Source organism: Nocardia asiatica NBRC 100129 (assembly GCF_000308415.1).
Lineage (GTDB): Bacteria > Actinomycetota > Actinomycetes > Mycobacteriales > Mycobacteriaceae > Nocardia > Nocardia asiatica.
Map to the genome: position 1 here is coordinate 1 of NZ_BAFS01000128.1, position 25222 is coordinate 25222.

Below are 25222 nucleotides of genomic sequence, written 5' to 3' on the forward strand. Positions count from 1 at the left end.
ATCGCCCGGCTGCTCAGTGAGGCGGCTTGGCGGCAGTACCCGGAACACGCCGACGTGGCGATCGAACGGCCGATCTTCGTGACCGGTCTGCCGCGTTCGGGTACCACGGCGGTGCACCGCCTGCTCAACGCCGACCCGGCGCACCAGGGTCTGGAGATGTGGCTGACCGAGATGCCGCAGCCGCGCCCGCCGCGCGAGACGTGGACGAGCAACCCGGTCTACCAGCGCCTCGCGGCCGCCTACGAGAAGCACCACGTCGAGCATCCCGAATTCATGGGGGTGCACCATATTTCGGCCGACCAGGTCGAGGAGTGCTGGCAGTTGCTGCGCCAGTCGGCGATGTCGGTGTCCTACGAATGCCTGGCCTACCTGCCCACCTATTCCGAGTGGCTGCGCGACCGGGATTGGACGCCCGCCTACCGCAGGCACCGGCGCAATCTGCAGCTGATCGGCCTGCCGGACGCGGGCAAACGCTGGGTGCTGAAGAATCCGAGCCACCTGTTCGCGTTGGACGCCATCTTCGAGGTGTATCCGGACGCGCTGGTCATCCAGATGCACCGCGATCCGCGCACCATCATCGCGTCGGTGTGCAGTCTGAACGAGCAGGCGTCGGCGGGCTGGTCGGAGAAGTTCCGCGGTCCGGTGGTCGGCGCGTCGCAGCTGGATCTGTGGGCGCGCGGCGCGCAGCGGTTCCTGCTCGACCGCAAACGCCACGACGCGACGCAGTTCTGCGACGTCGACTACGACGAGTTCGTCGCCGACCCGATCGGCACCGTCGAGTCGATCTACCGCCATTTCGATCTGCCGCTGACGGAGGAAGCGACCGCTGCGATGACCGCGTTGCACACGGAAAGCACCTCGGGCGCCGCACGTCCGGCACATCGCTACACCCTCGATGACTTCGGCCTGACCGCCGAACAAGTGGACGCCCGATTCGGGGCGTATCGGGAGGCGCATTTCGCCGGGCGCTGAGCCACCGGTGTCTCCGGTACGGCCCGCACCAGCGAGTGCGGGCCGTGCCGGTGCAGCACGCTACCGGGGCACGGTGCCGCCGATCATGTGCAGGAGCACCCCTGCGAGTCGGCTCGCGGCGGCCGCTGATCGTTGGGATCGTCCGGGTCGGGCTCGCCGAACCACCGCGACGGCGTGTGCCTGCCGTACGCGTCGTGCCAGTCCCACCACTCGTAGGGCGGAGTCTGCGGGTAGCCCTCCGGTGAGTCCTCCCACTGCTCCTGGCGACCCAGCGCGGTCATGTCGAGGAAGCTCCACGTGGTCCCCAGCGCCTCGTCGCCGCGGTTGTTGATGAAGTAGGTGCGCAAGACGCGGTCGCCGTCGCGGATGAACGCGTTCGTGCCGTGCCATTCGGCCACACCGAAGTCGACGTCGAAGTCGTCGGTGATGGTGTACCACGGCATCTCCCAGCCCATCCGGGCCTTCACGCGCCGGATATCCGCCTGCGGCGCGCGGGAGGCGTACACGAGGGTGGTGTCGCGGGCGTGCAGGTGGGCCAGGTGGGGGAGATGGTCGGCCATCATGGAGCAGCCGCGGCAGGCATGGTGCGGCCAGCCGCCCACGCCGGGCTCGAAGAAGGCGCGGTAGACGATCAGTTGACGCCGGCCCTGGAACAGGTCGAGCAGGCTCGCCCGGCCGTCGGGTCCCTCGAACGCGTACCGCTTGTCCACGGCCTGCCACGGCATCCGCCGCCGCGCGGCGGCCAGCGCGTCACGGGCGCGGGTCAACTCCTTCTCCTGCACGAGCATTCGCTGCCACGCTGCCTCCCACTCCTGCGCGGAGACGATGGACGGTTTGTTCATTGCGATTCCTTTCGGTTTCGTCGTTCAAGCAAGCGGTGTCATGCCCGCGGAGGTGAGCGTGTTCGCGTGGTGGACGGGCTGTTGAGTGGTCGCGATCCGGAGAACCGACTCGCCTACCTGCTCCGGAGTGAGAGCGGGGCCCAGCGACCGCACGAACGTGCCGGCATCGACGCCTCGGCGCTCGGCGTAGGCGGCCACCGCCGCGGCTCCCAGGTCGGTGGCCGGTGTCAACTGCGGGAGGACGGACACGAACCTGATACCCAGCTCCGCCCGTTCCGACTCGGCGGCGGCATAGCTGGTGATGAGCCGGACGGTGGCCTTGCCCCCCGCGTAGCCGCCGCTCAGCGGCGACCCGTGGATCGCGGCGCCGCTGGAGATGGTGATCACCGAGCTACCCGGCGCGAGCGGGCGCCGCAGCGCCTCGCGAATCCAGTGGAACGCTTGCGCCACGTCGACGTTCCAGTTCTGGCTGAAGGTCTCCCAGGTCTGATCCTGCAGAGGGCTCATCCGCGGAGCGGCGCCCGCGCACAGGACCACCGTGCCGGGGCGGTACTCGTCGAGGAGCCGGACTGCCGTCGCTGGATCGGCGGCGTCCGCGGCCACCGCGGTGAAGCCACCGCCGAGTTCGTCGCGCACCGCGTCGAGTCGCGCGCCGTCCCGGGCGACGCCGACGACATGGGCGCCGGCAGCCGCCAGCGCCCTGGCGATGCCGCGGCCGAACCCACGGCTGGCTCCGGTGACGATGGACGTGGTGCCCCGCAGGTCGCCGGGATCGATGGTGTTGTTCACGGTCGTCTTCGCTTTCGTCGGTGATGTGCTCGAGATTCCCCCCTGATTGGGATACGTCGAGTCGCCGCGATTCATCGGTGCTGAGCCGGGCAATCTGTGTCGTCGCCACCGAGGAGCGGGTCGGGAAACAAGTGTCGGGCTGACCGATGAATTTCGGCCGCCGGACGTATCTGTACCGGCAAGGGAGTTCCATCCCTGCCACGTCGACACCTAGGAGTACGACCGTGCCGGTCCAGGAGGATTTCATCGAGCAGGCGGCGCCGTTTCGCGCCGAACTCATCGCGCACTGCTATCGCATGCTCGGTTCGGTGCACGACGCCGAGGATCTCGTCCAGGAGACCTACCTGCGCGGCTGGCGCGGCTATCCGGCGTTCGAGGAACGCGCGGCGCTGCGCACTTGGTTGTACCGCATCGCGACGACCGCGTGCCTGCGGGCACTGGAGAACCGTGCGCGCCGGGTGCTGCCGGCCGGACTGGGCGCCGGCTCGGTCGACCCCCACGCGGGTCTGGACCGCGACACCGGCGCGCACCGATGGATGCAGCCGCTGCCGGACGCGTTGACACCGGAAACGGCATTCGTCACCAGGGAAAGCGTCCGGCTGGCCGTGGTGACGGCGATGCAGGAGCTGCCGGCGCGTCAGCGCGCGGTGTTGATCCTGCGCGATGTCGCCCAGTTCAGTGCCGCCGAGGTGGCCGAACTGCTCGACACGACGCCCGCCGCGGTCAACAGCGCCCTGCAGCGGGCACGGGCACGTCTTGCCGAAGTCGCCCCCACCGGCGAGGACGCGACCGAACCGGAAGACGCCGAACGCCGCGAATTGCTCGATCGCTACTGCGCGGCGTTCGAGAACGCCGACCTCGCGGCGCTCACCGAGCTACTGGCGGCCGAGGTCCGGCTCGAGATGCCGCCGGTGCCGCTGTGGTTCACCGGTCGCGACGCGGTGACTCGATTCCTCGCCGAACGCGCCTTCGCCGAACCCGGCGATCTCGTGCTGATCCCCACGGCCGCGAACGGCCAACCCGCTGTCGCCGAATACCGTCGCGGCGCGGGCGGTGTCCTGGAAGCTCATTCGATTCACGTGATCACCACGGGAGTCGGCGGGGTCACCGCCATCACCGTCTTTCTCGAGCCGACGCTGTTCGCCGCTTTCGGCATGCCGCCCACCCGGCCGGAGGAACGCTCGGGCGAGTGACGGGTCGCAGAGCGCAAGCTCAGGGTTGCCCCGGCCTGAGCACGATGAACAAGCCGTTCGCCTCCGCGCACAGCCGGTCGCCGTCGTGCAGAGTGGCCCGTACGTAGACCTTGCGTCCCTCCTGTCGTTCCGCCCACGCCCGCACCTTCAGCTCGGTGTTCAGCGGCGTGATGGAGCGGTAGTCGACGGTGAGCGAAGCGGTCCTGGTCACCGAGCCGGAGTGCACCGCGGCGGCCATGCCGAGCAGGTCGTCGAAGGCGATGGCGATCTGACCGCCGTGGGCGGCGCTGTTGCCACCGAGGTGGAAGGTGCGGAAGGTGAGGCGCGCGTCGACGCCTTCCACCGGGTCGACGTGGTCGATGTAGAACGGCGGCAGGGTGATGTTGCCGCGGGCAGGCAGGTCGAACCTGGTCCAGTTCGGGGTCGACCACTCGTCCACCGCCGCGGCGTCGAGCTTGTCGTTCAGCTCTTTGAGGATGCCGATCGCGTCCACCGCCAGCTCGTCGGAAGGGGAGGCCAGCCGGACGCGGTCCATCAGGCCGCGCACCTGCTCGATGAACTGTCCGTAGTGCGGCCCGCCGCGGGAGATGTCGTCCTTGGCGGCCTCGTGCGCGGCGATCAGCTCGATCATCGGCCGGAACCCGCCCTCGTGGTGCTCCTTGCTCGGCAGCGAGTCGCCGGCCTGCGGTTCGTTCATGAGAACAAGTTATCGGTTGCCCGGGGAATGCTCGCCGGGCGGGTGCCGGGTCCGCCGCCGCGAGCTGTCACCGCCTAGGCTGGTGCGCGACCGGATATCGCCCTCTCCCGGGTGCTACCGGCACGGTTCTCGGCGGCCGGACCTGCGATCCGGCGGCGATCGACCTCTGACCGCTTCGGCTGGCGAAAGGCTCTGTGCGCATGGGTATCACCGCGGTCGTGTTCGACATGGACGGCGTACTGATCGACTCGGAGCCGGTGTGGGAGCTGGTGCGGCGTGGCTACGTCGCGGAGAAGGGCGGCCGGTGGCTGCCCGACACCCAGCAGCGGCTGATGGGGATGAGCACCGGTGAATGGTCGGCCTACCTGAGCGGCGAACTGGGGGTCGGTGAGCCGCCGGAGACCGTGGCGCGGGAAGTGATCGAGCGGATGGCCGACCGGTACGCCGAGGGCGTGCCACTGCTGCCCGGCGCGGTGGAGGCCGCACAGCGGATCAGCGAGCATTGGCCGCTGGGGCTGGCCAGTTCGTCGCCCCGCGCGCTCATCGACACGGTGCTCGGCCGGACGGGTTTGATCGAGTACTTCACCGTCACCTTCTCCACCGAGGAGGTCGAGCGCGGCAAACCGGCGCCGGACGTCTACACGACGGTCGCGACGTTCCTGCGCAAGCGGCCGTCGGAATGTGTGGCCGTGGAGGATTCGAGCAACGGCCTGCGCTCGGCGCACGCGGCGGGGATGCGGGTGATCGCCGCGCCGCGCCCGGAGTACCCGCCCGCTCCCGACGCGCTGGCGCTGGCCGCCAAGGTCATCTCCGGCCTCGACGAACTCACGCCCGCACTCGTCGCCGGTTGAGCCGCAGGATCACGGACCGTAGGAGGTCAGCAGCGTGCGGGTGGCGGCGGTCAGGTCGTCCTCCAGCCAGCCGGGCAGCGCCGGAGCATGGGCGTGGCGGCGTAGCGCCGCGTAGGGAAGATCGACGATCGCGCGGCTGACCGCATCGATCTCGCGCTCGCCGTCGCGTCCGAACAGAGCGTGCGCGATGCGGCGCAGATGCTCGATCAACGGCGCGTTCATGGTCGCGAGGGTGGCGCGGAACTCCGCGTCGGGCCCGCCGTCGAGCAGATCACTGGGACGCAGCTCGAGCAGCAGCTTGGCGTCCTCGGGGAGTTCGCGCCCGAACCGCAGGGCCGCCCGCGCCATCGCGACGCCCGCTTCGACCGGGTCCGGCTCCTCGGCCGCGGCCAGCGTGCCGTCCTGGAAGCGCCGCAGTGCGCGCAGCCATGCCGCGGTGAGTACGCCGTTGCGGTTGCCGAACCGGTGGTACAGGGTGCCGACCGGCGCGCCGCTGGCCTCGGCGATGGCCGACACGCTGGTCGCGCGGGGTCCTTCGGCGAGCACCAGGGTGCGCGCTGCGTCGAGGATCACGTCGGTGTCGTGCTTGCGGGGTGGCGCCATCTACTAGTACGTTCCTTCTATATGGAGCGTTTGTCCTATATAGATGAGCATGCCAGATCGGTCGACGCGAACCGCGATCGGGCGTGGCAGGCGGTGCTGAAGGTCATGTGCCGCGACCCGCACAACCCTTCGGCGCCGATCGGGTTCGAATTCGACACCGTGGCGCGACCGAATCGCCTCGCGCTGCGCGGACAGCACTGGTTCTCGAAGTACGCCCTGATCTTCGAGCTGGACGAGGAGGGCCCGAGCCGCACTCGGGTCCGCGCGCGCAGCTACGGAGACTTCCCCGGTCCGCACGGACGGATATATCGCGCGCTGGTCGTCGGGACCGGCGGCCACCGAGTGATGGTGCGCCGGATGCTGCGCCGCATCGCGGCGGCGGCATGATCCCGGGAACGGTGTGGGGGGCCACCGAGGCCGAACGCGAGACGCCCCTGCCGTGCGACGAGCGGCAGCCCGGCGGGCTCCAAGCCGATCGGGCGATCGGCATCGACGCGCCGCCCATGCTCGTCTACGCCTGGTTGTGCCAGTTGCGCGTCGCCCCCTACAGCTACGACCTGCTGGACAACTTCGGCAAGCGCAGCCCGCGCGTGCGCGATCCGAGGCTCACCGAACTCGAGGTGGGGCAGCGGTTCATGTCCCAGTTCGAGTTGATCTCCTTCGTTCCGGGTAGGCACATCACCCTGGTCGCGGGGAAGGTTTGTGTCACCTACGCGGTGCGCCCCGACGGAGCGGGGACCCGGCTCATGGTCCGGATACGCTGTGCCGCACCGAAACTCGTCGCTGTGGCGCTGGCGATCGGCGACCTGCTCATGATGCGCAAGCAACTGCTGACGCTGAAGGATCTCGCCGAGGCCGAGCACCGAACCGGTTCGGCTGCCGCCCCGGGACGATCGGAACCCTGACGCGCCGGATCACCGCGTCGGCGCGTTGACCGGCCGCTCGTCGAGGGCCGCACGACGCGGGTGTCCTTCGCTTCCCGGCGTCGATCTCGGCCGACCGACGGTGGTCCGGCCGGTGCGGCGCTCAGCGCGGGCGCTCCACCAGGTCGAACTTCCGTTGTTCGAAGCCCTGTGGCACGGTGTCGCGCACCGAGATCAGTGCGTGCGCCCAAGAACCCAGGACGGTGTGGTCGCCCGCGATCCGGGTGGGGTCCGGCGCGGGTTCGGCGGTGAGCAAGGGCAGCGGATGCATGCGGTGCCGGGCCTCGTTCTCCAGCACGGTCGCTTTGTCCACGAAGATCCGCAGGTCGTGATTGAGCAGGTATCGGCCGACAGCGCCGTGCTCCGGCGGGATCAGCGCGGCCACGGAACCCGCTGACCGATAGAGGTTTTCGCCGTGCCGTGGCCGTGGGGCGTCTCGTCCGGCCCAGGTGACCCGTGCGGGTGTCGTGAGCAACCGTTCGACCCTTTGCACGAGGTGGTGGCCGATCCTGGCGTGGTCGATGAGCTTCGCGCCCGCGTCCACATAGCCGAGGACGAGTTGGTCGTCGGTGCGGAGTACTGCTCGATAGAGCTGCCACACGTAGCCGTATTCCCTTCGGTGGTAGTGGATTTCGTTGCATGCTCACACGCGATTGCGGTGTGGCGATTACAGCGGCGTTACCACCGTGGTGCGGCTGGTCGGGTAGTGCGGAGTCAGCGCGACGGCCATGCGGTGGGCCGGCGAGCCGCGCGCGCCGTCCAGCGGCCGTCGTCGTAGCGGACCTCGACCGGATGGGCGAATGCGGCGGTGATGTTCTCGGTGGTGATCGTCGTCGCGGCCGGCCCTGCCGCGACGGTGTGGCCGTCGGCGATGAGCAACGCGTGGGTCGTCGTGCTGGGAAGTTCCTCCAGGTGGTGGGTCACCAGGACGGAGGCGACGTCCGGATGAGTCCGGTCCAAGGTGTCGAGGGTGTCCAAGAGTTGTTCGCGGGCGGCGACGTCCAAGCCGGTGGACGGTTCGTCGAGCAGCAGCAGTCGCGGCTGCGCGACCAGCGCGCGGGCGATGAGCGTGCGGCCGCGCTCGCCCTGGCTCAGCGTGGGCCAGAGCTCGTTCGTCTTCCCGGTCAGGCCGACCGTGTCGATCATCGCGTCGGCTCGCTCGAGCTGGTCGGGCGTCGGCGTCCAGCGCATCGGGGTGTCGATGGTCGCGGTCAGGCCGGTGAGCACGACTTCGCGGATGGTCAGCGCGGAGCGCAGGGGATGCCGCGGGTTGATCTGGCCGATGCCACGGCGCAGCCGCTGCAATTCGACGCGGCCCAGTTCCGCGCCGAGCACCCGCACCGACCCCGAGGTCGGGAAGGTGACCGCCCCGCAGAAGCCGAGCAGCGTGCTCTTGCCCGCGCCGTTCGGGCCCAGCAGCGCCCAGCGCTCGCCCGCGCGCACCGTGAGCGAGATCCCGTTGATGATCTTCTTGCCGTCCCGGCGGAACGTCACGCCGGTCAGCTCGAGCACCGGATCGATCACGTGAAAGCCTTCTTCAAGGTGGTCAGATGGGCGCGGCTGTACTCCGCCGCCGCGGCGGGATCGCGGGCGGCGATCGCATCGGCCAGCCGCTCGTGCGCGGCGTGATCCGCGGACTCCGACGGCACCGGGCGGATCTTCAGCATGTCGATCATCGCCAGGCGCAGCCGGGGAAGGAAGCTGTCGAACAACTCGGTCAGCACCTCGTTGTGGGCGGCCACGACGACCGCCCGGTGGAACGCCGTATCGGCGTCGACGTGCTCGGCCACCGGCTCGCCGTGTGCCTCGCGAGCGGCCAGTGCGCGACGGATCAGGCGCAGGTCCGCGGGGGTTCGCCGCTGGGCGGCCAGGGCGGCGGCCTCGGTCTCGATGGCGATGCGCGCTTCGATCACCGCCGCGATGGTGGCGCGGCGCAGCACGGCGTCCCGCTCCTCGGTCACGTCGAGCGCGGTCACGAAGACGCCCGCGCCTTGGCGGCTGTCGAGCACGCCTTTGCCCGCCAACTCGCGGATCGCCTCCCGCAGCGTCGAGCGGCCGACCCCGAGCTGGGCGGCCAGCGTGGTCTCGCCCGGCAGGCGGTGGCCCAACGGCCATTCGCCCGCACGAATGCGGGCCAGCAGCACGTCGGCCGCCTGCGCGGCCAGTGGATGGCGGCGTACCTGCGACAGCATCGCAACCTCTCTACTTGTCTGAGGAGTCGTGTACAGTCTAGCCATCATGCGCACCATGCTTCTGCTCAGCCGCCACGGCGGGGCCTGAACGACCGGCCTCCCGCCGTGGGGCTTCGTCGTGGCCGGTCACCTCTCGTCGTGACGGCCCGTATGGCCAGGAAGCAGACCATGAACACCGAGTTCCCCACCATCCACACCCCTGCGGGCGACGTACCGGACCGAGCTCCGGCGTGGAATCGCCAGCGGCGTTCCCACATGCCGTCGAATCGCTACCGCGACATCTACCAGCGCGTGGAAGTATCGCTCAAACAACGGCATTGGCCCGATGCGCGGATCACCCAGGCGCCGCTGTGGGTTCCGGTCGACCTGCGCGACGGCAACCAGGCGCTCGCCGAGCCGATGGACCCGGCGCGCAAGCGGCGCTTCTTCGAACTCATGATCGCCATGGGGTACAAGGAGATCGAAGTGGGCTACCCGTCGGCTTCACAGACCGACTTCGACTTCGTCCGGCTCATCGCCGAGGAGGATGTCGCGCCCGAGGACGTCACGATCGTCGTCTTCACGCCGGCGCGGCGCGACCTGATCGAACGCACCGTCGCATCGATCCGCGGCATCCCCAACGACGTGGTGATCCACATGTACACCGCCACGGCTCCCGCTTGGCGGGACATCGTGCTGGGCAAGGATCCCGCCGCGCTGCGCGAGCTGATCCTCGACGGCGGCCGCGCCGTGCTCGCGGCCGCCGGGGACCTGCCGAACGTGCGTTTCGAATTCTCGCCCGAGGTGTTCAACCTGACCGAGCCCGATTACGTGCTCGACATCTGCGACCGGATGACCACGTTGTGGGACGCCACCGCGCACCGGCCGGTCGTGCTGAACCTGCCCGCCACCGTCGAGGTCGCCACCCCGAACGTCTACGCCGACCAGATCGAGTACATGCACCGCAATCTGGCCCGCCGCGACAGCGTCATCCTGTCGGTGCACCCGCACAACGATCGCGGCACCGGCATCGCGTGTGCCGAGCTGGCGGTACTGGCGGGCGCGCAACGCGTCGAGGGCTGCCTGTTCGGCAACGGCGAGCGCACCGGCAACGTCGACATCGCCACGCTGGCGCTGAATCTGCACGCGCAGGGCGTCGACCCGATGATCGACTTCTCCGATATCGACGAGGTCCGGCGCACCGTCGAATACTGCACGCGCATGCCGGTCCACGAACGTCACCCGTACGTGGGGGAGCTGGTGCACACCGCGTTCTCGGGCACCCATCAGGACGCGATCAAGAAGGGATTCGCCGAGCATCGCGCGCGAGCCGCCGCGACGGGCATCGCCGAGCGCGAACTCGACTGGCGGGTTCCGTATCTGCCGATCGATCCCGGCGATCTCGGCCGCGGCTACGAGGCGGTGATCCGGGTCAATTCCCAGTCCGGCAAGGGCGGTATCGCCTACCTGCTGCACCGCGAATACGGTATGGACCTGCCGCGCGGGTTGCAGATCGACTTCGCCGGACAGGTCCAGGGGCGCGCCGACGACACCGGCGTCGAGATCACCGCCGCCGAACTGCGCGATCTGTTCGACGCGAGCTACTGCGAGGACCCGTCCTGGCTGGAGTTGAAGGACTGGCGCACCAGCGGCGACGGCACGCAGGCGTGCACCGAGATCACGGTGACCGTCGACAGGGTGACCCACCGTGCCCGGCGCCACGGCGGCCCCGTCGCGGCGCTGACCGAGGCACTGGCGGAGGCGGGATATCCGATCGAAGTGCTCGGCCTGACCCAGCAGTCGATCGAGCGCGGCGACGACAGCGCCGCGATCGCCTATCTGGAATATCGCCGTGGCCGCGACACCGGGTGGTCCTGCGGCCGAGGCGATTCCGTTGTCGCGGCGACATTGGTCGCGGTCGTGCGCGCCGCTGGCCGCGCCGCGCGACGGTGAATCCGGCGCGTTATGACCGGCGGCGCTGTCGTCGGCGGTGATCCGATCGGGGCTAGGCCGGCCCGGCGCCTCGATCGGTTGCTGTCGAGGGCGCGTGGGCTTCGCGGTGATGCGGTGGCCGGTGGCCTTCGGTTGCTGTCGAGGGCGCGTGGGCTTCGCGGAGATGCGGTGGCCGGTGGCCTTCGGTTGCTGTCGAGGGCGCGTGGGCTTCGCGGAGATGCGGTGGCCGGTGGCCTTCGGTTGCTGTCGAGGGCGCGTGGGCTTCGCGGAGATGCGGTGGCCGGTGGCCTTCGGTTGCTGTCGAAGGAGCGCGGGCCTCGCGGCATCCGACCACCGGTGACCGTCAGTCGCCGGTGAAACCGTCGATCCGCTCCCGCAACAGATCCGCGTGGCCGTTGTGTCGGGCGTACTCCTCGATCATGTGCAGGTACACCCAGCGCAGATTGTAGTCGTCGGCGCGCCGGCGGTGGCGGAAGGTGTGGTCCAGCGGCAAGCCCGCGACCGCCGCGTCGGCCTGGGCGATCTCGGCGCGGAAGGCGGCGAAGGCCGCCTCCGGGTCGGCGTCGGCGATGTCGTCGAAGTCGCCGTCCGGGTTGTCCTCGGAGCAGTAGACGTAGGCGAGGTCCTGGCCCGCGGCGGCACGGCGGAACCAGCCGCGCTCGACCTCGGTCATGTGCCGGACCAGGCCGAGCAGCGACATGGTCGAGGGCGCGACGGCGCGCGTGCGCAACTGCCTGCCGTCGAGCCCCGCGCACTTCCACAGCAGGGTGTCGGGGTGCCGGTCGAGCCATGCCCGCAGCATGGTGCGCTCGTCGGCGACCAGTGGCGCTTCGGTGCGTTCGAGGTCGGGCGCGATCCAACTCACGCGCCGACCCTAGCGCTGCCCGGCGCTGCCGAGCACTCGGTTTATCCGCGTTCAGAACATGCCGTGCGGGATCTGGGCGGAGTCGGGCACCGGTTGCACCACGTCCCAGTGTTCCACGATCTTTCCGTCGACCATCCGCCAGATGTCCACGACCGCCTCGCCGGGTTCGTCGTCCGGCGGGACCATGCGGTAATGCATGACCACGTATTCGTCGTCGGCGATCACCCGTGCCAGCTCCAGTTTCGACCCGGCCACGGGCGCCTGTGCGATGAATTCGATGAAAGCGTCCTTGCCGGAAGGGTTTCCGGGACTGTGTTCGAGGAAGTCGTCGTGCAGCAGCGTCCGGAGCACTTCGATGTTGCCGGCCGCGAATTCCCGGAAGCCCCACAGGGCCAGTTCCTTGTTGCGCAGTGCGACGTTGTCGTTCGTCATGCCGCCGAGACTGGCAGTCTCCGCACGAGAGTGTCGATTACCTGCGATGTAATGGCGGCCGGGAAGCGGACGTCGCGATACTGGGCCGATGGACGGTGACCGACCGGCCGGGGAACTGCTGCGGGAGTGGCGGCACCGGCGCAAGCTGAGTCAGCTCGATCTGGCCATTCAGGCGGAGGTGTCCGCGCGGCACGTCAGCTTCGTCGAGACCGGCCGCACGATGCCCAGCCGGTCCATGGTGCTGCACTTGGCCGAACAGCTGGACATCCCGCTGCGCGAACGCAACCGGGTATTGATCGCCGCCGGGCACGCCCCGGAGTTCCGGCGGCGCGACTGGACCGATCCCGCGCTGCGGCGCGCCCGCGACGCCGTGCAGCGGGTCCTGCGCCTGCACGAACCGTATCCGGCCCTGGCGGTGGACCAGCGCTGGAATCTGGTCCAAGCCAACGACTGCGTAGGCGTCTTCTTCGACGGCGTCGATCCGGATCTGCTCGAGCCGCCGATCAATATGATGCGGCTCGGCCTGCACCCCGGCGGCTTCGCGCCCCGGCTGCGCAACCTCGAACAGGTCCGGGCCTTCCTGCTGCCTCGCCTGGCACGCCAGGTCATGGCGACCGGGGACACCGAACTGGCGAAGCTCTACGAGGAATTGCGCTCTTATGGCTGCCCGGGCGGCGCGGACAGTGACCCGGCGGACATCACGTTGCCGATCCGGCTGCGCCATCGCGACGCGGAACTGTCATTCTTCAGCACGATCACGACGTTCGGCGCGGCCTTCGACATGACGCTCGACGAGGTCGCCGTCGAGGCATATTTTCCCGACGACGAAGAAACGGCAGCCTACCTGCGTGAACTGGCCGCAGCCGACGGGTGAGCGCCGCGCCTTCGGCGGATCATTCGGGCTCGGTGAACCGCTCGGCGGGTTCGCCTCGCAGATGCCCGGCGGGCAGTTTGCGGCCGCAGAGCACGAGCAGCAGATCTTGGGCGTGTCCCGACAGCACCGTCCCGGAGCCGTAGCTGAAGTCCAGGTCGTCGGCGCGCAGCTCGATGCCGCCGAGTTCGGCGCCGAACAGCTTGACGGTCCTCGGATCGATCGTGTCCAGGACCAGGCGCATCCGCTCCTCGGGTACCCGTCGGTCCAGGCCGAGCGCCACCGTGATGTCCAGGCCGTGGATCACGTCGTGGCTCAACGCGTTGGTGAGTCCGCCGCCCGGCGGCCGCCACGGATGGTCGACGTTGTCCCACAGCGATTTCAGCAGATCCGTCGCGCTGAGCGTGGCCGCGTCCACCCGGGCCGTGCGGTCGGCCATGCGGTTGAAGTTCCCGAACGCGGCGAGCATCCCCAGCGCGAACCGTGCGCTCGACAGGCGATACGGCATGGTGATGTGGGCGACGACCTCGCGGACCCGCCAGCCCTCGCACAGGGTCGGCGCGTCCCAGCTCGCGGCGTCCAGTCCGGCCAGGAGTTCGGCGAGTTCCGTTCGTTCCGCCGTCACCGCCCTTCGCACCAGGGTATCGGTCATTCGTCCACCTCTCTTCGACGAGGGTGATCCAACCGCGCCCGGAGTCGGGGCGCCACCCGGCGACGAAAATCAGCGACCGGAGGGGTGGCGCGATGGGCCGGGCCGAGCAGGCAACACGGCGAACGCCGTGGTCAGCCGTACAGCGCGCGGCGGGCCCGCAGATACTCGGCGCGGATTTCTCGCCCGGCGGCCGCGTCGGGTGGCGCGCAGATCTCCGCGGCCGTGCGCGCGGGCCAAGCGGGCGGCCGGGCTGCGCCGCTCAGTGCCCAGGCGGCTTGGCGCGCGGCGCCGAGCGCGACGTACTCGGCCGGTTCCGGCACCGTCACAGTGACACCGAAGACCTGGGCGGCGATCGTCCCGACCAGCCGTGAGCGTGCGGCGCCGCCGATCAGCAGCACCCGTCGCGGTCGCACACCGATGCCGGTGAGGTGGTCGAGCGCGTCGGCGAGATGGCACAGCACGCCTTCGAAAGCAGCCCGCGCGACCGTCGCGGGACGCATGGCCTCCGGTCGCAGACCGTGCAGACTACCTGTGGCGTGCGGCAGGTCGGGTGTTCGCTCGCCGGCGAGGTAAGGCAGCAGGACCAGGCCGTCCGCGCCCGGTGGCGCCTGCTCGGCGAGCGACTCCAGGGTGGGCAGATCCACGCCGAGCAGGTCGGCGGCCGAGGTGAGGACGCGTGCGGCGTTGAGCGTGCAGACCAGCGGCAGGAAAGCCCCGGTGGCGTCCGCGAATCCGGCGACCGCGCCGCTCGGGTCGGCGCAGGCGCGCTCCGAGCGGGCGAAGACCGTCCCGCTGGTGCCGAGCGAGACCACCACGTCACCGTCGGTGCTGCCCAGACCCAGTGCGGCGCCGGCGTTGTCGCCGGTCCCGGCGGCGACGAGCGTGCCCCAGGGCGTGCGCCCGGCGGCCTCCGCAGGGCCCAGCACGCGGGGCAGCGCGGGCATTCGGCCACGAAATGCCATGGCCAGAAGGTCTTCTCGATAGACGTTGTCGGCGGGTGACCAGTACCCGGTTCCGGAGGCGTCACCGCGATCGGTGGTCGGCTCGGGAACGCGCCCGGGTTCGCCGCCCCGCAGTCGCCAGCTCAGGTAGTCGTGCGGAAGCAGGACGTGCGCGGTGCGATCGGCGAGCTCCGGCTCGTGATCGGCCAGCCAGCGCAGCTTGGTGACGGTGAACGAGGCCACCGGCACGCTGCCTACGGCATCGGCCCACATGTCCGCCCCGCCGAGCTCGGTGATCAGCTCCGTTGCCGCGGTGGCGGAGCGCAGATCGTTCCACAGCAGAGCGTCCCGCACCGGAACACCCGCGGCGTCCAAGGCGACCAGGCCGTGCTGCTGCCCCGCGACGGCGATCGCTTCGACGTTGTCGAGCAATCCGGCGCCCGCGGTCCGCAGCGCGTCCCACCACGCGGTCGGAGCGACCTCGGTTCCCTCCGGGTGCGGCGCCTGCCCCCGGCCGACGATCTCACCGCTGTCGGCGTCGCAGACGACCACTTTGCACGACTGGGTGGAGCTGTCGACTCCCGCGACCGTCGTCATCGGGTCCACCCCCTTCGAGCCCGGCTCCCGGCGTCGGTACTTCGCAGAAGGGCCATACCGATCACCTTGCCCCGAGCCGACCTGCCCCGGGGCGTTTCGGGTATCCGGCGCGCGCATCGGGCAGACTGGCGCGATGAGCATCGACCCCACCGACGTGCGCATCCGCACGGGAGACGGGACGCCGCTGCCGGAACTGACCGAGGACGCGCTGGGCGATCTGATCGACGAACCGGCGGGCGCGGAACACGCCATACTCGAACTCAGCCGTGCCGAGCTGCACGACATCCGGGCCCGGCTGCTGCCCGACGGCGTCTACGAACTCGAGCACCGGGCCGGATCGGCCACGCAGACCTTCCAGATGTACACCTCCGACCCGGTGCTCGTGCGCGACGTGCTGTGGGCGTGGCTCTCCGACGACCCGTGGTGGCGCGATTCGGTCGCGTGGTTCCCCGTCGACCCGGCGATCGCGGAGTTGCGTGCGGTGCAGGACGAACTCGCCGGGCTGCTGGACGGCCTGACCTCGATGGACGGTCTCACCGCGGGCATGGACACGGCGCTGGCCCGCGCCGACGAACTGCTGGCGCAGGCCGAAGACACCGATCAGGCCTGATACCACCACGCGGTGGTCGCGATCTCGGCGTCCCGCAGGGGGAGATAGGTGTGCGCGTCCTGCCACCCGAGTGCCTGCACGGTGACCCGGAGCTCACGCTCGAAACAGATCGGATCGCGCACGTGCCAGCGGTACATCCCGAACCGCTGATCCGGTCGATAGATCTGTTCCGGCGGCGAGACCTGGTGCAGCCCGAGATAGGGCGTGGAATAGGGCTGGTACCTGCCGTCGAGATCGAAATTCCAGGCTCCGCCGAAATAGTCCTCGGTGCCGGTCCCGCAGATGGTGGGATGATCGACGTCTCCGTCGAGGAAGAACTTGACTTCTCCCTCGCCCCACCATCCCGGTGCGTTCGGGCGTATGGCGAGGTAGGTGCCCACGTAGCGGCCCGGCCCCGGCGCCCCGTCGAGAATCGTGTGCACGGCCGGAGTGCCCACACCGGTCGTGTGCGTCCACGTGGTGTGCAGGTACCCCGCACTGTCCGGCACGTCCTCTTCGGTGTAGGTCGCCTGGTAGTACACCGGAACCGCACGGCCGCACCTGTTCTCGAGCGTGATGCGCGCCCGATGCCGGAACGGCATGGGCCAGTAGCTGTTCAGCCCGCCTGCTGGCGCGACCACCACCATCTCCGAACTCAGCAGGGCCAGCTCGTCCCAGCCGTTGCAGAAGAAGGCGCCCAGTGGCAGCTCGACCGCGGGCCGGTGCGCGTCGTCCCACGTCATCCGCAGCGTCAACCCGCGCAACACGGCATGCTCGGTGGTCAACCAGAAATGCCGGAACACGCCCGGACCGGAAACATCGGCCAGCGTCGCGGTCTCGTCACCGGCCAGCGCGATCGAAGGGGAGACCTTCCACCCCTCGCCCAGCAGCCGACTCGCGTGCGCTCCGGTGCCGTCGGTGGCCCGCGCGCCCCCGCCGGGCGCCCCGGTCGGATTCTCCGCGCTGACCGACCGCGTCCGGCGGCCGTCCAGCCGCCACAGCTCTCCGCCCGGCGCGGTCACAGCCCCGGCCAGCCGTAATGGGGCGTGCCGGGCGCGAGTCCGGCACGGTGGGCGGCGCCGGACGCGCCCGCCGCGGCGAGTTGCGCGGCGTCGGCCTGCTGGGCCAGCTCCCGCCGGACCTGGTCCATGTCGAGCCAGAGAATCTGCTGCACCAGATCTTCCAGCGCGTCCGCCGCCAGCGCCCCCGCCTCGGAGTAGACCAGCACACCCTCGCGAAACGCCATGAGCGTCGGATACTGCGTGACCCGCGCGGCGGCGCTCAACGCGGGCTCGGCCTCGGTATCGACCTTGCCGTGCACGATCTCCGGGTGCCGGTCCGACGACGCCTCGTACACGGGGGCGAAATGCTGACACGGCCCGCACCAACCGGCCCACCAATCCACCAGCACGATGGGATGAGACGTGACCACGGAGTCGAAATTGTGCTGAGTCAGGGTGATCGTGGGCATGGCATCCTCGTCGTCGTTCCGCGAAGCAACCGTGCATCCTCGCATGGCTGTCCGCGATCAGGAAGGCGCTTCGGCACGGTGCTGTTCGGCCGCAAGGAAATGCGCGACCGTCGTGGTGCGGTCGTACAGATCGCGGTAGTGCCGGTAATACTCCTCGTACTTGGCGGTGCGCTCAGGATAAGGCCGCACGGTGTCGACCACCGGATTCCAGGTAGAAGTGTCGATTCCGGCGGCTTCGGCCGCGAGCAGGGCGTCACCGAGGCTCGCGCCGACGGTGTCGGCGGGCAATTGCTGCGGCAGGCCGGTCACGTCGGAAACGATCCGGGTCCACAGCCCGCCTTTGGTGCCACCGCCCACCGCGACCAGACGCCCGGCCCGGCCACCGGCTTCGGTCATGGCCTCCAAGTTGTGCCGCACACCGTAGGCGATGCCCTCCAGCACCGCACGGTAGAGCTCGGCCCGTCCGTGCCCGAGCGTCAATCCCGCGACGATGCCCCGGGCGTCCGGGTCGAACAGGGGAGTGCGCTCCCCGGCGAAATACGGCAGCGCGAGCAGCCCTCGGCTGCCCGCGGGCACGTCCGCCGCCGCTGCCACCAGGTCGGCGAACTCGCCGCCGACGAGCTTGCGCAGCCAGTCGGTGACCGCGCCGGAGGTGGCCATGCCCGCGGCGAGGGTGTACGTGTCCGGCCAGGTGCCGCAGGTTCCCCAGAGACCGGGATGCGGGCGCGGATCGGTGAGCACCTGCACCAGGAACATCGTGGTGCCGTACATGATCATCGCGTCACCCGGGGCGCGGACCCCGACGCTGGCCGCCTCGGCCCAGGCATCGATGGTTCCGGTGGTGACCGGCAGCCCCGCGGGCAGCCCGGTGGCGGCCGCCGCGGCCGCGCTCACCCGGCCCACGATCTCGGTGGGCCAGGCCAGCTCCGGCAACGACCAGCCGGGCACGATCCGCTCGGCCCAGTCCGTCGCCCACGCACGCGCACGCAGGTCGTAGAGCGGCACGCACTGACTGGCCGACTGGTGGTCGAGCACGTACCGGCCGGTCAGCCGGTACACCAGGAAGGAACTGGCCATCAGCAACATCGCGGTGCGCGCGGCGACGTCCGGCTCGTGCCGTAGCAGCCACCGGGCCTTCGGCCCGACAGCCTGGCTGGTCAGCGGTGACCCGGCGCGGTCGAGCACGGCCTGCGCGCCGAACTCGGCGTTCAGTTCCGCGATCTCGGCGCCCGCCCTGGTGTCGACGCCGTAGAGGATCGCCGGGCGCAACGGCCGGCCCTCCGCATCGGCGGGCAGCAGACACGGGCCGATGCCCGACACGGCGAGACCGGCGAGCGGGGCGCCGCCGGCCGCGTCCACCAGATCGCGGGCGATCGCGACGAAATCCGCCCACCACACCGTCTCAGCGTCGTGCTCGACCCGACCCGGTTGCGGCATGGAGACCTGGTGCGCGCGTTCGGCTCTGGCGAGTATCGCGCCGTCGGCATCGGTGAGGACGCCCTTCGAACTCGAGGTCCCGATGTCGATCCCGATGAACAGGGTCATCGCGTGAACTCGTCCACGGTGACATCGAGCAGCTCGCAGGTCGCGCGTACGACGGCCCGGTGGTCGCCGGGCACCGCGTGGATGTGGTTGGCCCCGAAGCGGTTCAGGAAGTCCTCGGCGCGCGCGTCCAGCCGGGCGAAGGCGTGCGGCCACTCCCGGGTCGACTGCTTCATCAGCGCCTCGTTGGTCTGCTGGTCGTAATTTTCGAACTCGCCGAGCATCAACTGCATGCGGTAGGCGCCGTCGAGGCGGGTGAGCCGCGCGAGGGTCATCCGGCCCGGCGCGGCCAGGTGATGCACCGAGGCGCCGCCCGCGGGAAAGAAGAACACCTCCGGGTACAGGTGCACCTTCGCCAAGTTCTCGGCGGGATCGGCGCTGCGCGCGGCGAACCAGGTGGCGTGCTGGCCGGAATTGCAGAGATCCCAGATGTCTCGATCGGCGTGATAATGCCGGACGTCGGCGAACAGCACCGGCGTGCCCGCCACCCGCTTGAGCAGCTGCATGGTCAGCGCACCGTCCATGTCCGCTTCGGTGGCGCAGACATGCGGCTCTTTGGGGCCGTTCCAGTCGTAGGGATCGTTGAGGAACGCCTCGGTCACGTCCATGGTGGCGAAATACTGGGTGAGTTCGGGCTGTCCCTTGATCCCGGAGAAGTCGAGGCGCCATTCGTCGATCAGTTCGCGCACCGCCAGATAGGAGCGGATCTGACGTTCCAGCAGTTCCGGGGTGAGTTTCGCCCCGTCGTAGTGCACGCCCGCGGTGTGCCGCTCCAGCCACTCGCGCGCGGCCCTCGCCTCGCCCGCGTCGGCCAGTTCGGCGCGCCGCACGATCTCCCACTGATCGATTTCCTCGACGTCGATGCCGAATTGCCGTTGCCACTGATCGGTGTTGGCCACCGCGGTGTTCATGCCCATCGGCCGGCCGCCGAAGCGCCCGAACGTCGCGCCGCGCAAGCCGGATACCGCTGCCGCGGCCCGGGCGCGCACGCCGATGGCGTCGACGAGTTCGGGATCGGCCGGGTCGCCCCACAGCCTGCTGTGCTTGCGCCCGATCTGGTCGAGTGCGCCGCCTGCCGCGAGCATGCCCACCATCCCCGGCTGCACCGGATCGATATTGGACAGCAACAGCAGCGGACCCGGGATCGCGCCCGCCGCGAGCATGGTGAAATGCGGGAACGCCCAGACCGCGTAGTGCAGCACGGTCAGGTCGACCCCCGCCGCCACGACCGCGCGCGCCACCGAACTCGCCAGCGCGTTGTCGCTGATCGGCGCGGCGCCGCAGACCACATCGTGGCCCGCCGCGGTGAGGGCGGCCACCAGCCGGTCCTCGGTGGAGGCGATGAAATCGGCGATGCCCGCATGCACATAGTCGCGGCCATCGGAAATGCTGATAACGCCGATACGGGCCATGCCGGTCCCTCCCGGAGGTGGGTGATCGGAGAGTTCGACTCGATCAACAGATACCAGCCGTGGCCGCGCCCGTAGACGCGTTTCGAGAAATCGAGCCCGGCTCGGTGCTTCGGACCGCTTACCGCGGAACCGTTTTGACGACGCGCGTCCGCGGGAAGGTGAGCGGAGCCAGATGGACGCCGCCCTGCCCCCAACCCGCGCTGGTGACCCACCACCGGCCGTCCTCGTGGACCACTTCGGCGGCGTGCGCCGCGATATGACCTGCCTTGTCTCCGATGCGGAAGCGGAACGGGCTGTCGCTGCGGAAGACATCGGTGCCGACGTAATCCGGACGCGGACCGATGAACAGATACCACCACCCGTCATACCGGAGGACGTAAGGGGATTCGGTATTGCCCGCTTCGGTGCCTTTGGCCGGATCGGTATAGGCGATGTGCCGCTCGCCCCAGTGCACGAGATCGGTGCTGGTGCGGTAAGCGACGACGTGATGACCACCGGTCGGTGCGCTGGTCGCGCAGTAGTACATCACCCACTGGTCACCCACGCGCAGCACCATGGGATCACGGGCGTCGTAGCCGTCGCGGAACAGCGGACCGCCGGGCAATCTTGTCCACCGGAACAGATCCGGCGATATCGCGGCGTTCATCGCCGCGCCGGTGCGGTCGTCGCCGCCTGCCGCGTAGAACATGTAGTACTGCCCGTGCGCTGCCACCACATACGGCGCCCACAGGTGCGTTTCCCCGTAATCCCGGTCCACCAGCAGCGCGGCGGCGTGCTTGGTCCACGGCCCGTGCAGCCGGTCGGCGCTGGCGTGGGCGAACTCGATCTCCTCGAACGGGTCCGCGGGCTCCGGGTGGGTGATCCCGAACAGATGCCACCGCCCGGCGTCGTCGCGGACGATCGTGTGGTCGTTGATGTACCAAATTGCCGATTCGCCGACGCTCGGGTCGTAGATCCGCGCGAACGCACCCGCCCGCACCACCTCCCGCGTCGTCATCAATTCATCATGCTCGCCGTGGTGGTGGTCCCGGGCCGTCGGCGCGGATTTCGGTCGGTCGAACCCGCCCAGCGGGCCCTCGCAGCCGCGATCCGCGCGTCGCCGCCACGCTCAGGTCGGACCGGAAGGGCTCAGGCGAGAACCGCGCGCCGCAGATACTCCGCGGTCAGCGACCGGCGGTCGGCCAGCAAGTCCGCCGGAGTGCCCGCGAAAACTATCTCGCCACCATGCTTTCCGCCGTCCGGGCCGAGGTCGATCACCCAGTCGGCCCGTGCCACGACGTCCAGGTCGTGTTCGATGACGATCACCGTGTTCCCCGCGTCGACCAGCCGGTCCAGCAGCGCGACCAGGGTGTCGACGTCGGCCATGTGCAGGCCGGTGGTCGGCTCGTCGAGCACGTAGACGGCGGCCGCGCGACGACGCCGGAGGTGATCGGCCAGCTTGATCCGCTGGCGCTCCCCGCCCGACAGCGAAGCGAGCGAACGGCCGAGCGCGAGGTAGCCGAGACCGACGTCGAGCAGCGAGCGCAACGGCGTGCGGATGCGCTGGTCGTCCTCCTGCGCCCAGAAGTCCAGCGCCGTCGTGGCGGGCATCTCCAGTACGTCCGCGATGGACGCCCCGCGGACCTCGTAGGCGAGCGCTTCCCGGCGGTATCTGCGTCCATGACAGGTCTGGCAGACCGTGGTGACCGGATCCATGTACGCCAGGTCGGTGAAGATCACTCCCGCGCCATCGCACGCACCGCACGCGCCTTCGGAGTTGAAGCTGAACAGGCCTGGTCGTACACCGTGCCGCTTGGCGAAAAGCTGGCGCAGCGGGTCCATGATGCCGAGATATGTCGCGGGGCTGGAGCGCCGGGAGGCGGCGATCGCGGACTGGTCTATCGCGATGACCTGCGGGTGCGTGGCGACGAACGCGCCCGACACCAGAGTGCTCTTGCCGGAGCCCGCGACACCGGTCACCGCCGTGAGCACCCCTGTCGGAAATCGCGCGGTGAGATTCTTCAGGTTGTGGATGCCGGCATCGGTGACGGTGAGCCATCCGGTGGGCTCGCGGACTGCCGTCTTGACCCGCCGCGTCCGTCGCAATCCCGCTCCGGTCGGCGTCCGCGCGTCCCGCAGCTGCTCGACGGTGCCTTGGAACACGACCTGCCCGCCGCGTGCGCCCGCGCCCGGCCCCATGTCGATCACGTGGTCGGCGACGGCTATGACGTCGGGGGAGTGCTCGACCACCAGGACCGTGTTCCCCTTGTCCCGCAACCCGGCGAGCAGGGTGTTCAGCCGTCCCACGTCGCGGGGGTGCATGCCGACGCTCGGCTCATCGAAGATATAGGTCATGCCGGTGAGGCTGGAGCCGAGATGCCGCACCACCTTGAGGCGCTGCGCCTCGCCGCCGGACAGGGTGGCGGTCTCCCGGTCCAGCGACAGATAGCCGAGCCCGACCTCCTCGATCCGGCGCAACCGGGCGACGGCGGCCTGCGCTATCGGCCGGGCCACCGGATCGTCCAGGCCGGCGAGCACCTCGACGAGGTCGCTGATCTCCAGCCTGCCGTAGTCGGCGATGCCGAGCCCGTCGATCCGGCTCGCCAGCGCGGCGGGGTTGAGCCGGGCGCCACCGCAGTCCGGGCAGACCTCCTCGGTGACCACCGCTCGGGCGGCCGCGCGATTCTTGTCCGACAGCGCGGTGAGATCACGTTTGACGTACAGACGGTCGAATCGCTCCAGTAGACCTTCGTAGGCGTTGTTTCCCGCCGATCCGTTCCGGTTCTTGCGCGGTACCCGGAAACCCTTGCCGTACAAAAACATTCGCCATTCCTCGGCAGTGAAGTCCCGCAGCGGCTTGTCCGGGTCGAACAGTCCCGACTCCGCGTAGAGCTGCCATTGGAAGGTCCCGACCGCGAAGGGGCCGAAGGTGATGGCGCCCTCGTTGAGCGACTTGTCCGCATCGATGAGCCGGTCCAGATCCGGGCGCACCACGTGACCCAGACCGCCGCACTCAGGACACATGCCCGAGGGGTCGTTGAACGAGTACCGCGTGGCCTCGCCCGCGCTCGGCACGCTGTGCCGGGAGAACAGCAAGCGGATGATCGACTGGATGTCGGTCATGGTGCCGACCGTGGAACGGGAATTGCCGCCGATCGGCTTCTGGTCGACGACCACGGCGGGCGCCAGGTTGTCGATCGCCTCCGCCTCCGGGCGCTCGTATTTGGGCAGCCGGTTGCGGATGAACCAGGTGAAGGTTTCGTTGAGCTGCCGCTGTGACTCGACCGCGACGGTCCCGAACACGATCGACGACTTGCCGGAACCGGAGACGCCGGTGAAGACCACGATCTTGCCTTTGGGGATCGACAGCGAGACGTCGCGAAGGTTGTTCTGGCGGGCCCCGACGATCTCGATGGTGTCTCGATGAACTTGCACGGACGCGAGGCTAGGAGCCCATGAGGTCGGTTCCTGTCCTCTTTCACGGCCATACTCGAGCTTGTGAACCGCACCGCTCCACGCCTGCTCCAACTCCTGTCGCTGCTGCAGACCCGCCGCGAATGGAGCGGTCCGGAGCTGGCCGCGCGGCTCGGGGTCACGGTGCGGACGGTGCGCCGGGATGTGGAGCGCCTGCGTGAACTGGGATATCCGGTGATCGCGAGCCTCGGTGCGATCGGCGGGTACCGCCTGCAGGCGGGCACGGCGCTGCCACCGCTGCTGCTCGACGACGACGAGGCGGTGGCGATCACCCTCGGACTGCGCGGCGCTGCCCAGGGCGCGGTCGCGGGTATCGAGGAATCGGCCGCGCGCGCCCTGGTGAAACTGCAGCAGGTCCTGCCTGCGCGGTTGCGGCGCCGCGTCGACGCCCTGGACGCGACCACCCTGTCGCTGGGCGGGCCCGCCGCCGGTCCGGTGGTCGATCCGGAGGTCCTCGTCACCCTGGCCGCCGCCGCGCGTGACGGCGAGCGAATCCGCTTCCGGTACCGGGACAAGGCCGAGGTGGAAACCGGGCGCCTCGCCGAACCGCACAGTCTGGTCTCCGCCGGTCGCCGCTGGTATCTGGTTGCCTGGGACGTCGACCGCGCCGATTGGCGCACCTTCCGCGTGGATCGTCTGACCGCACCACGGCCCATCGGAGTACGCCGCGCACCCCGCGTGCTCCCAGCGGAGGACGCAGCCAGCTTCGTGACCAGCCAGTTGGCCCGCTCCAGGCCGGCGCGCCAGGTCGTCCTGCGCGTGCACGCCCGCGCGGAGAACCTGATCGAATCGTTCCGCGTACGCGCGGAGGAGATCGAACCACTGGACGAGCGGACCTGCCTGCTGCGCACTTCGCCGGACTCCCTGGAGTGGACCGCGCTGCGCATCGCGCACTTGAACCTGGACTTCGAGGTGCTCGAACCCACGGAAATGAAAGATCTACTCGCCACCCTCGGGGCCAAACTACTTCGTGCGGCCGGTAACGCGAATGCGGGCGATTCCGCACCGTCCAGCGCTCCACTGGGCGGGTGACCGCCGAGACCGACGCGATTGCCTTCCGGGGCGGAGAAACGATCTTGTCGTGGTCTGAATCACATTCATGTCATTCCGCCCGGCGTACCGCCGATCGCACCGCTCTGACCTGCGAAATTGCGGACTGCCCAGGCGATTTGACGAAGCGTTCGCCGCCGCGTAACTTATTCCAGGTCAGAGCGACACGGACACCGACCCGGAGCCGAGAAGCGAGGCGGAGACGCCGAGCGGATGGACCGGGAAACGAGGTAGGACGAGGAGCGCCTGACGATCACACTGGCTTGATCGGGAGCCCGATTTTGATCGGGTGAACGAATGAGCTAAGCTGGAAAAGTTGCCTCATTGAAGTTCCGGAGAATACCGGAGTGAAT

25 protein-coding genes and 1 pseudogene are annotated in these 25222 nt (G+C 69.6%); 9 read left to right on the forward strand and 17 right to left on the reverse strand.

The genetic code is table 11. The annotated features are described in order from the left end of the window. Positions 1 to 972 (forward strand): sulfotransferase family protein (locus tag ON27_RS12065; protein WP_043724582.1); only part of this gene is annotated, 972 nt, incomplete at its 5' end. Positions 973 to 1055: 83 nt separating this feature from the next. On the opposite strand, the gene ON27_RS12070 is transcribed toward ON27_RS12065, so the two are convergent. Both ON27_RS12070 and ON27_RS12075 read right to left on the reverse strand, forming a co-directional pair. Beyond that, complete coding sequence (locus ON27_RS12070; protein ID WP_043724583.1) at positions 1056 to 1814, reverse strand: DUF899 domain-containing protein; 759 nt, start codon at positions 1812 to 1814, stop codon at positions 1056 to 1058. A gap of 24 nt (positions 1815 to 1838) precedes the next feature. Then, entirely contained in the window at positions 1839 to 2603 is a 765-nt protein-coding gene (locus ON27_RS12075; RefSeq protein ID WP_043724643.1) for an SDR family oxidoreductase, read from the reverse strand. A 224-nt stretch (positions 2604 to 2827) separates the two neighbouring features. Between ON27_RS12075 and ON27_RS12080 the strand changes: the two genes are divergently transcribed. Further along, the gene (locus ON27_RS12080) at positions 2828 to 3796 is read left to right on the forward strand and encodes a sigma-70 family RNA polymerase sigma factor (RefSeq protein ID WP_043724587.1); all 969 of its coding nucleotides are present in this window, start codon (positions 2828 to 2830) and stop codon (positions 3794 to 3796) included. A gap of 19 nt (positions 3797 to 3815) precedes the next feature. Here the strand turns inward: ON27_RS12080 and ON27_RS12085 are convergent, their stop codons facing one another. Then, the gene (locus ON27_RS12085; protein ID WP_043724590.1) at positions 3816 to 4493 is read right to left on the reverse strand and encodes a PaaI family thioesterase; all 678 of its coding nucleotides are present in this window, start codon (positions 4491 to 4493) and stop codon (positions 3816 to 3818) included. Positions 4494 to 4693: 200 nt separating this feature from the next. On the opposite strand from ON27_RS12085, the gene ON27_RS12090 reads away from it, so the two are divergent. Then, positions 4694 to 5344, forward strand: coding sequence for an HAD family hydrolase (locus tag ON27_RS12090; RefSeq protein ID WP_043724593.1), 651 nt, complete (start codon positions 4694 to 4696; stop codon positions 5342 to 5344). Positions 5345 to 5353: 9 nt separating this feature from the next. Here ON27_RS12090 and ON27_RS12095 read toward each other — a convergent pair whose 3' ends face one another. Further along, entirely contained in the window at positions 5354 to 5947 is a 594-nt protein-coding gene (locus tag ON27_RS12095; RefSeq protein WP_043724596.1) for a TetR/AcrR family transcriptional regulator, read from the reverse strand. 21 nt (positions 5948 to 5968) lie between these two features. On the opposite strand from ON27_RS12095, the gene ON27_RS12100 reads away from it, so the two are divergent. Then, positions 5969 to 6334: a hypothetical protein gene (locus ON27_RS12100; RefSeq protein ID WP_043724599.1), complete on the forward strand. Its 366-nt coding sequence runs from the start codon at positions 5969 to 5971 to the stop codon at positions 6332 to 6334. Beyond that, entirely contained in the window at positions 6331 to 6852 is a 522-nt protein-coding gene (locus ON27_RS12105) for a hypothetical protein (protein ID WP_043724604.1), read from the forward strand. Before ON27_RS12100 ends, ON27_RS12105 begins: the two co-directional genes overlap by 4 nt. 121 nt (positions 6853 to 6973) lie before the next feature. Here the strand turns inward: ON27_RS12105 and ON27_RS12110 are convergent, their stop codons facing one another. The 3 genes from ON27_RS12110 to ON27_RS12120 all read right to left on the reverse strand — a co-directional run bounded on the left by ON27_RS12110 (position 6974) and on the right by ON27_RS12120 (position 9062). Next, positions 6974 to 7471, reverse strand: coding sequence for a hypothetical protein (locus ON27_RS12110; protein WP_043724607.1), 498 nt, complete (start codon positions 7469 to 7471; stop codon positions 6974 to 6976). A gap of 113 nt (positions 7472 to 7584) precedes the next feature. Further along, complete coding sequence (locus tag ON27_RS12115) at positions 7585 to 8391, reverse strand: ABC transporter ATP-binding protein (RefSeq protein ID WP_043724644.1); 807 nt, start codon at positions 8389 to 8391, stop codon at positions 7585 to 7587. After that, positions 8391 to 9062, reverse strand: a complete 672-nt coding sequence (locus ON27_RS12120) for a FadR/GntR family transcriptional regulator (protein ID WP_043724610.1) — start codon at positions 9060 to 9062, stop codon at positions 8391 to 8393. Before ON27_RS12120 ends, ON27_RS12115 begins: the two co-directional genes overlap by 1 nt. Before the next feature lie 255 nt (positions 9063 to 9317). Here ON27_RS12120 and ON27_RS12125 point away from each other — a divergent pair, with 255 nt between their 5' ends. Beyond that, entirely contained in the window at positions 9318 to 10994 is a 1677-nt protein-coding gene (locus tag ON27_RS12125; protein WP_043724645.1) for a 2-isopropylmalate synthase, read from the forward strand. Positions 10995 to 11337: 343 nt separating this feature from the next. On the opposite strand, the gene ON27_RS12130 is transcribed toward ON27_RS12125, so the two are convergent. Together ON27_RS12130 and ON27_RS12135 are read right to left on the reverse strand one after the other, a co-directional pair. After that, complete coding sequence (locus tag ON27_RS12130; protein WP_043724611.1) at positions 11338 to 11859, reverse strand: DinB family protein; 522 nt, start codon at positions 11857 to 11859, stop codon at positions 11338 to 11340. Positions 11860 to 11910: 51 nt separating this feature from the next. Beyond that, the gene (locus ON27_RS12135) at positions 11911 to 12291 is read right to left on the reverse strand and encodes a nuclear transport factor 2 family protein (protein ID WP_043724615.1); all 381 of its coding nucleotides are present in this window, start codon (positions 12289 to 12291) and stop codon (positions 11911 to 11913) included. An 88-nt stretch (positions 12292 to 12379) separates the two neighbouring features. Between ON27_RS12135 and ON27_RS12140 the strand changes: the two genes are divergently transcribed. Continuing rightward, the gene (locus ON27_RS12140) at positions 12380 to 13165 is read left to right on the forward strand and encodes a helix-turn-helix domain-containing protein (RefSeq protein ID WP_043724619.1); all 786 of its coding nucleotides are present in this window, start codon (positions 12380 to 12382) and stop codon (positions 13163 to 13165) included. A 19-nt stretch (positions 13166 to 13184) separates the two neighbouring features. Here the strand turns inward: ON27_RS12140 and ON27_RS12145 are convergent, their stop codons facing one another. Both ON27_RS12145 and xylB read right to left on the reverse strand, forming a co-directional pair. Then, on the reverse strand, positions 13185 to 13814 hold the full coding sequence (locus tag ON27_RS12145; RefSeq protein ID WP_051046467.1) for a maleylpyruvate isomerase family mycothiol-dependent enzyme: 630 nt from the start codon (positions 13812 to 13814) through the stop codon (positions 13185 to 13187). A 131-nt stretch (positions 13815 to 13945) separates the two neighbouring features. Next, positions 13946 to 15352, reverse strand: a complete 1407-nt coding sequence (gene xylB / locus ON27_RS12150) for a xylulokinase (RefSeq protein ID WP_043724622.1) — start codon at positions 15350 to 15352, stop codon at positions 13946 to 13948. A 133-nt stretch (positions 15353 to 15485) separates the two neighbouring features. Here xylB and ON27_RS12155 point away from each other — a divergent pair, with 133 nt between their 5' ends. Continuing rightward, positions 15486 to 15962: a hypothetical protein gene (locus tag ON27_RS12155; protein ID WP_043724626.1), complete on the forward strand. Its 477-nt coding sequence runs from the start codon at positions 15486 to 15488 to the stop codon at positions 15960 to 15962. Here ON27_RS12155 and ON27_RS12160 read toward each other — a convergent pair. The 6 genes and pseudogenes from ON27_RS12160 to ON27_RS12185 all read right to left on the reverse strand — a co-directional run bounded on the left by ON27_RS12160 (position 15953) and on the right by ON27_RS12185 (position 23780). After that, on the reverse strand, positions 15953 to 16963 hold the full coding sequence (locus tag ON27_RS12160; protein ID WP_051046468.1) for a glycoside hydrolase family 172 protein: 1011 nt from the start codon (positions 16961 to 16963) through the stop codon (positions 15953 to 15955). The genes ON27_RS12155 and ON27_RS12160 overlap by 10 nt on opposite strands. An 86-nt stretch (positions 16964 to 17049) precedes the next feature. Beyond that, positions 17050 to 17412: pseudogene (locus ON27_RS12165) on the reverse strand (thioredoxin family protein); the annotation flags it as partial. A 57-nt stretch (positions 17413 to 17469) separates the two neighbouring features. Beyond that, positions 17470 to 18957: an FGGY-family carbohydrate kinase gene (locus ON27_RS12170; protein WP_043724628.1), complete on the reverse strand. Its 1488-nt coding sequence runs from the start codon at positions 18955 to 18957 to the stop codon at positions 17470 to 17472. Continuing rightward, positions 18954 to 20366, reverse strand: a complete 1413-nt coding sequence (locus tag ON27_RS12175) for an L-fucose/L-arabinose isomerase family protein (RefSeq protein WP_043724631.1) — start codon at positions 20364 to 20366, stop codon at positions 18954 to 18956. The genes ON27_RS12170 and ON27_RS12175 overlap by 4 nt, the downstream gene beginning before the upstream one ends. A 118-nt stretch (positions 20367 to 20484) precedes the next feature. After that, positions 20485 to 21363 (reverse strand): glycoside hydrolase family 32 protein, encoded by an 879-nt coding sequence (locus ON27_RS12180; RefSeq protein WP_043724634.1) that lies wholly within the window; start codon positions 21361 to 21363, stop codon positions 20485 to 20487. Between the two features lie 131 nt (positions 21364 to 21494). Continuing rightward, positions 21495 to 23780 (reverse strand): ATP-binding cassette domain-containing protein, encoded by a 2286-nt coding sequence (locus tag ON27_RS12185; RefSeq protein ID WP_043724636.1) that lies wholly within the window; start codon positions 23778 to 23780, stop codon positions 21495 to 21497. 63 nt (positions 23781 to 23843) lie between these two features. Here ON27_RS12185 and ON27_RS12190 point away from each other — a divergent pair, with 63 nt between their 5' ends. Then, a complete protein-coding gene (locus ON27_RS12190; RefSeq protein WP_043724640.1) occupies positions 23844 to 24851 on the forward strand; it encodes a helix-turn-helix transcriptional regulator in 1008 nt (335 codons plus the stop codon). Positions 24852 to 25222 lie beyond the last annotated feature (371 nt).

Bases quoted from the DNA above. Each gene is read 5' to 3' on its own strand.
- ON27_RS12070 (WP_043724583.1), bottom strand. From the start codon at position 1,814: ATGAACAAACCGTCCATCGTCTCCGCGCAGGAGTGGGAGGCAGCGTGG.
- ON27_RS12085 (WP_043724590.1), bottom strand. From the start codon at position 4,493: ATGAACGAACCGCAGGCCGGCGACTCGCTGCCGAGCAAGGAGCACCAC.
- ON27_RS12090 (WP_043724593.1), top strand. From the start codon at position 4,694: ATGGGTATCACCGCGGTCGTGTTCGACATGGACGGCGTACTGATCGAC.
- ON27_RS12095 (WP_043724596.1), bottom strand. From the start codon at position 5,947: ATGGCGCCACCCCGCAAGCACGACACCGACGTGATCCTCGACGCAGCG.
- ON27_RS12100 (WP_043724599.1), top strand. From the start codon at position 5,969: ATGGAGCGTTTGTCCTATATAGATGAGCATGCCAGATCGGTCGACGCG.
- ON27_RS12105 (WP_043724604.1), top strand. From the start codon at position 6,331: ATGATCCCGGGAACGGTGTGGGGGGCCACCGAGGCCGAACGCGAGACG.
- ON27_RS12120 (WP_043724610.1), bottom strand. From the start codon at position 9,062: ATGCTGTCGCAGGTACGCCGCCATCCACTGGCCGCGCAGGCGGCCGAC.
- ON27_RS12125 (WP_043724645.1), top strand. From the start codon at position 9,318: ATGCCGTCGAATCGCTACCGCGACATCTACCAGCGCGTGGAAGTATCG.
- ON27_RS12135 (WP_043724615.1), bottom strand. From the start codon at position 12,291: ATGACGAACGACAACGTCGCACTGCGCAACAAGGAACTGGCCCTGTGG.
- ON27_RS12140 (WP_043724619.1), top strand. From the start codon at position 12,380: ATGGACGGTGACCGACCGGCCGGGGAACTGCTGCGGGAGTGGCGGCAC.
- ON27_RS12145 (WP_051046467.1), bottom strand. From the start codon at position 13,814: ATGACCGATACCCTGGTGCGAAGGGCGGTGACGGCGGAACGAACGGAA.
- xylB (WP_043724622.1), bottom strand. From the start codon at position 15,352: ATGACGACGGTCGCGGGAGTCGACAGCTCCACCCAGTCGTGCAAAGTG.
- ON27_RS12155 (WP_043724626.1), top strand. From the start codon at position 15,486: ATGAGCATCGACCCCACCGACGTGCGCATCCGCACGGGAGACGGGACG.
- ON27_RS12170 (WP_043724628.1), bottom strand. From the start codon at position 18,957: ATGACCCTGTTCATCGGGATCGACATCGGGACCTCGAGTTCGAAGGGC.
- ON27_RS12175 (WP_043724631.1), bottom strand. From the start codon at position 20,366: ATGGCCCGTATCGGCGTTATCAGCATTTCCGATGGCCGCGACTATGTG.
- ON27_RS12180 (WP_043724634.1), bottom strand. From the start codon at position 21,363: ATGACGACGCGGGAGGTGGTGCGGGCGGGTGCGTTCGCGCGGATCTAC.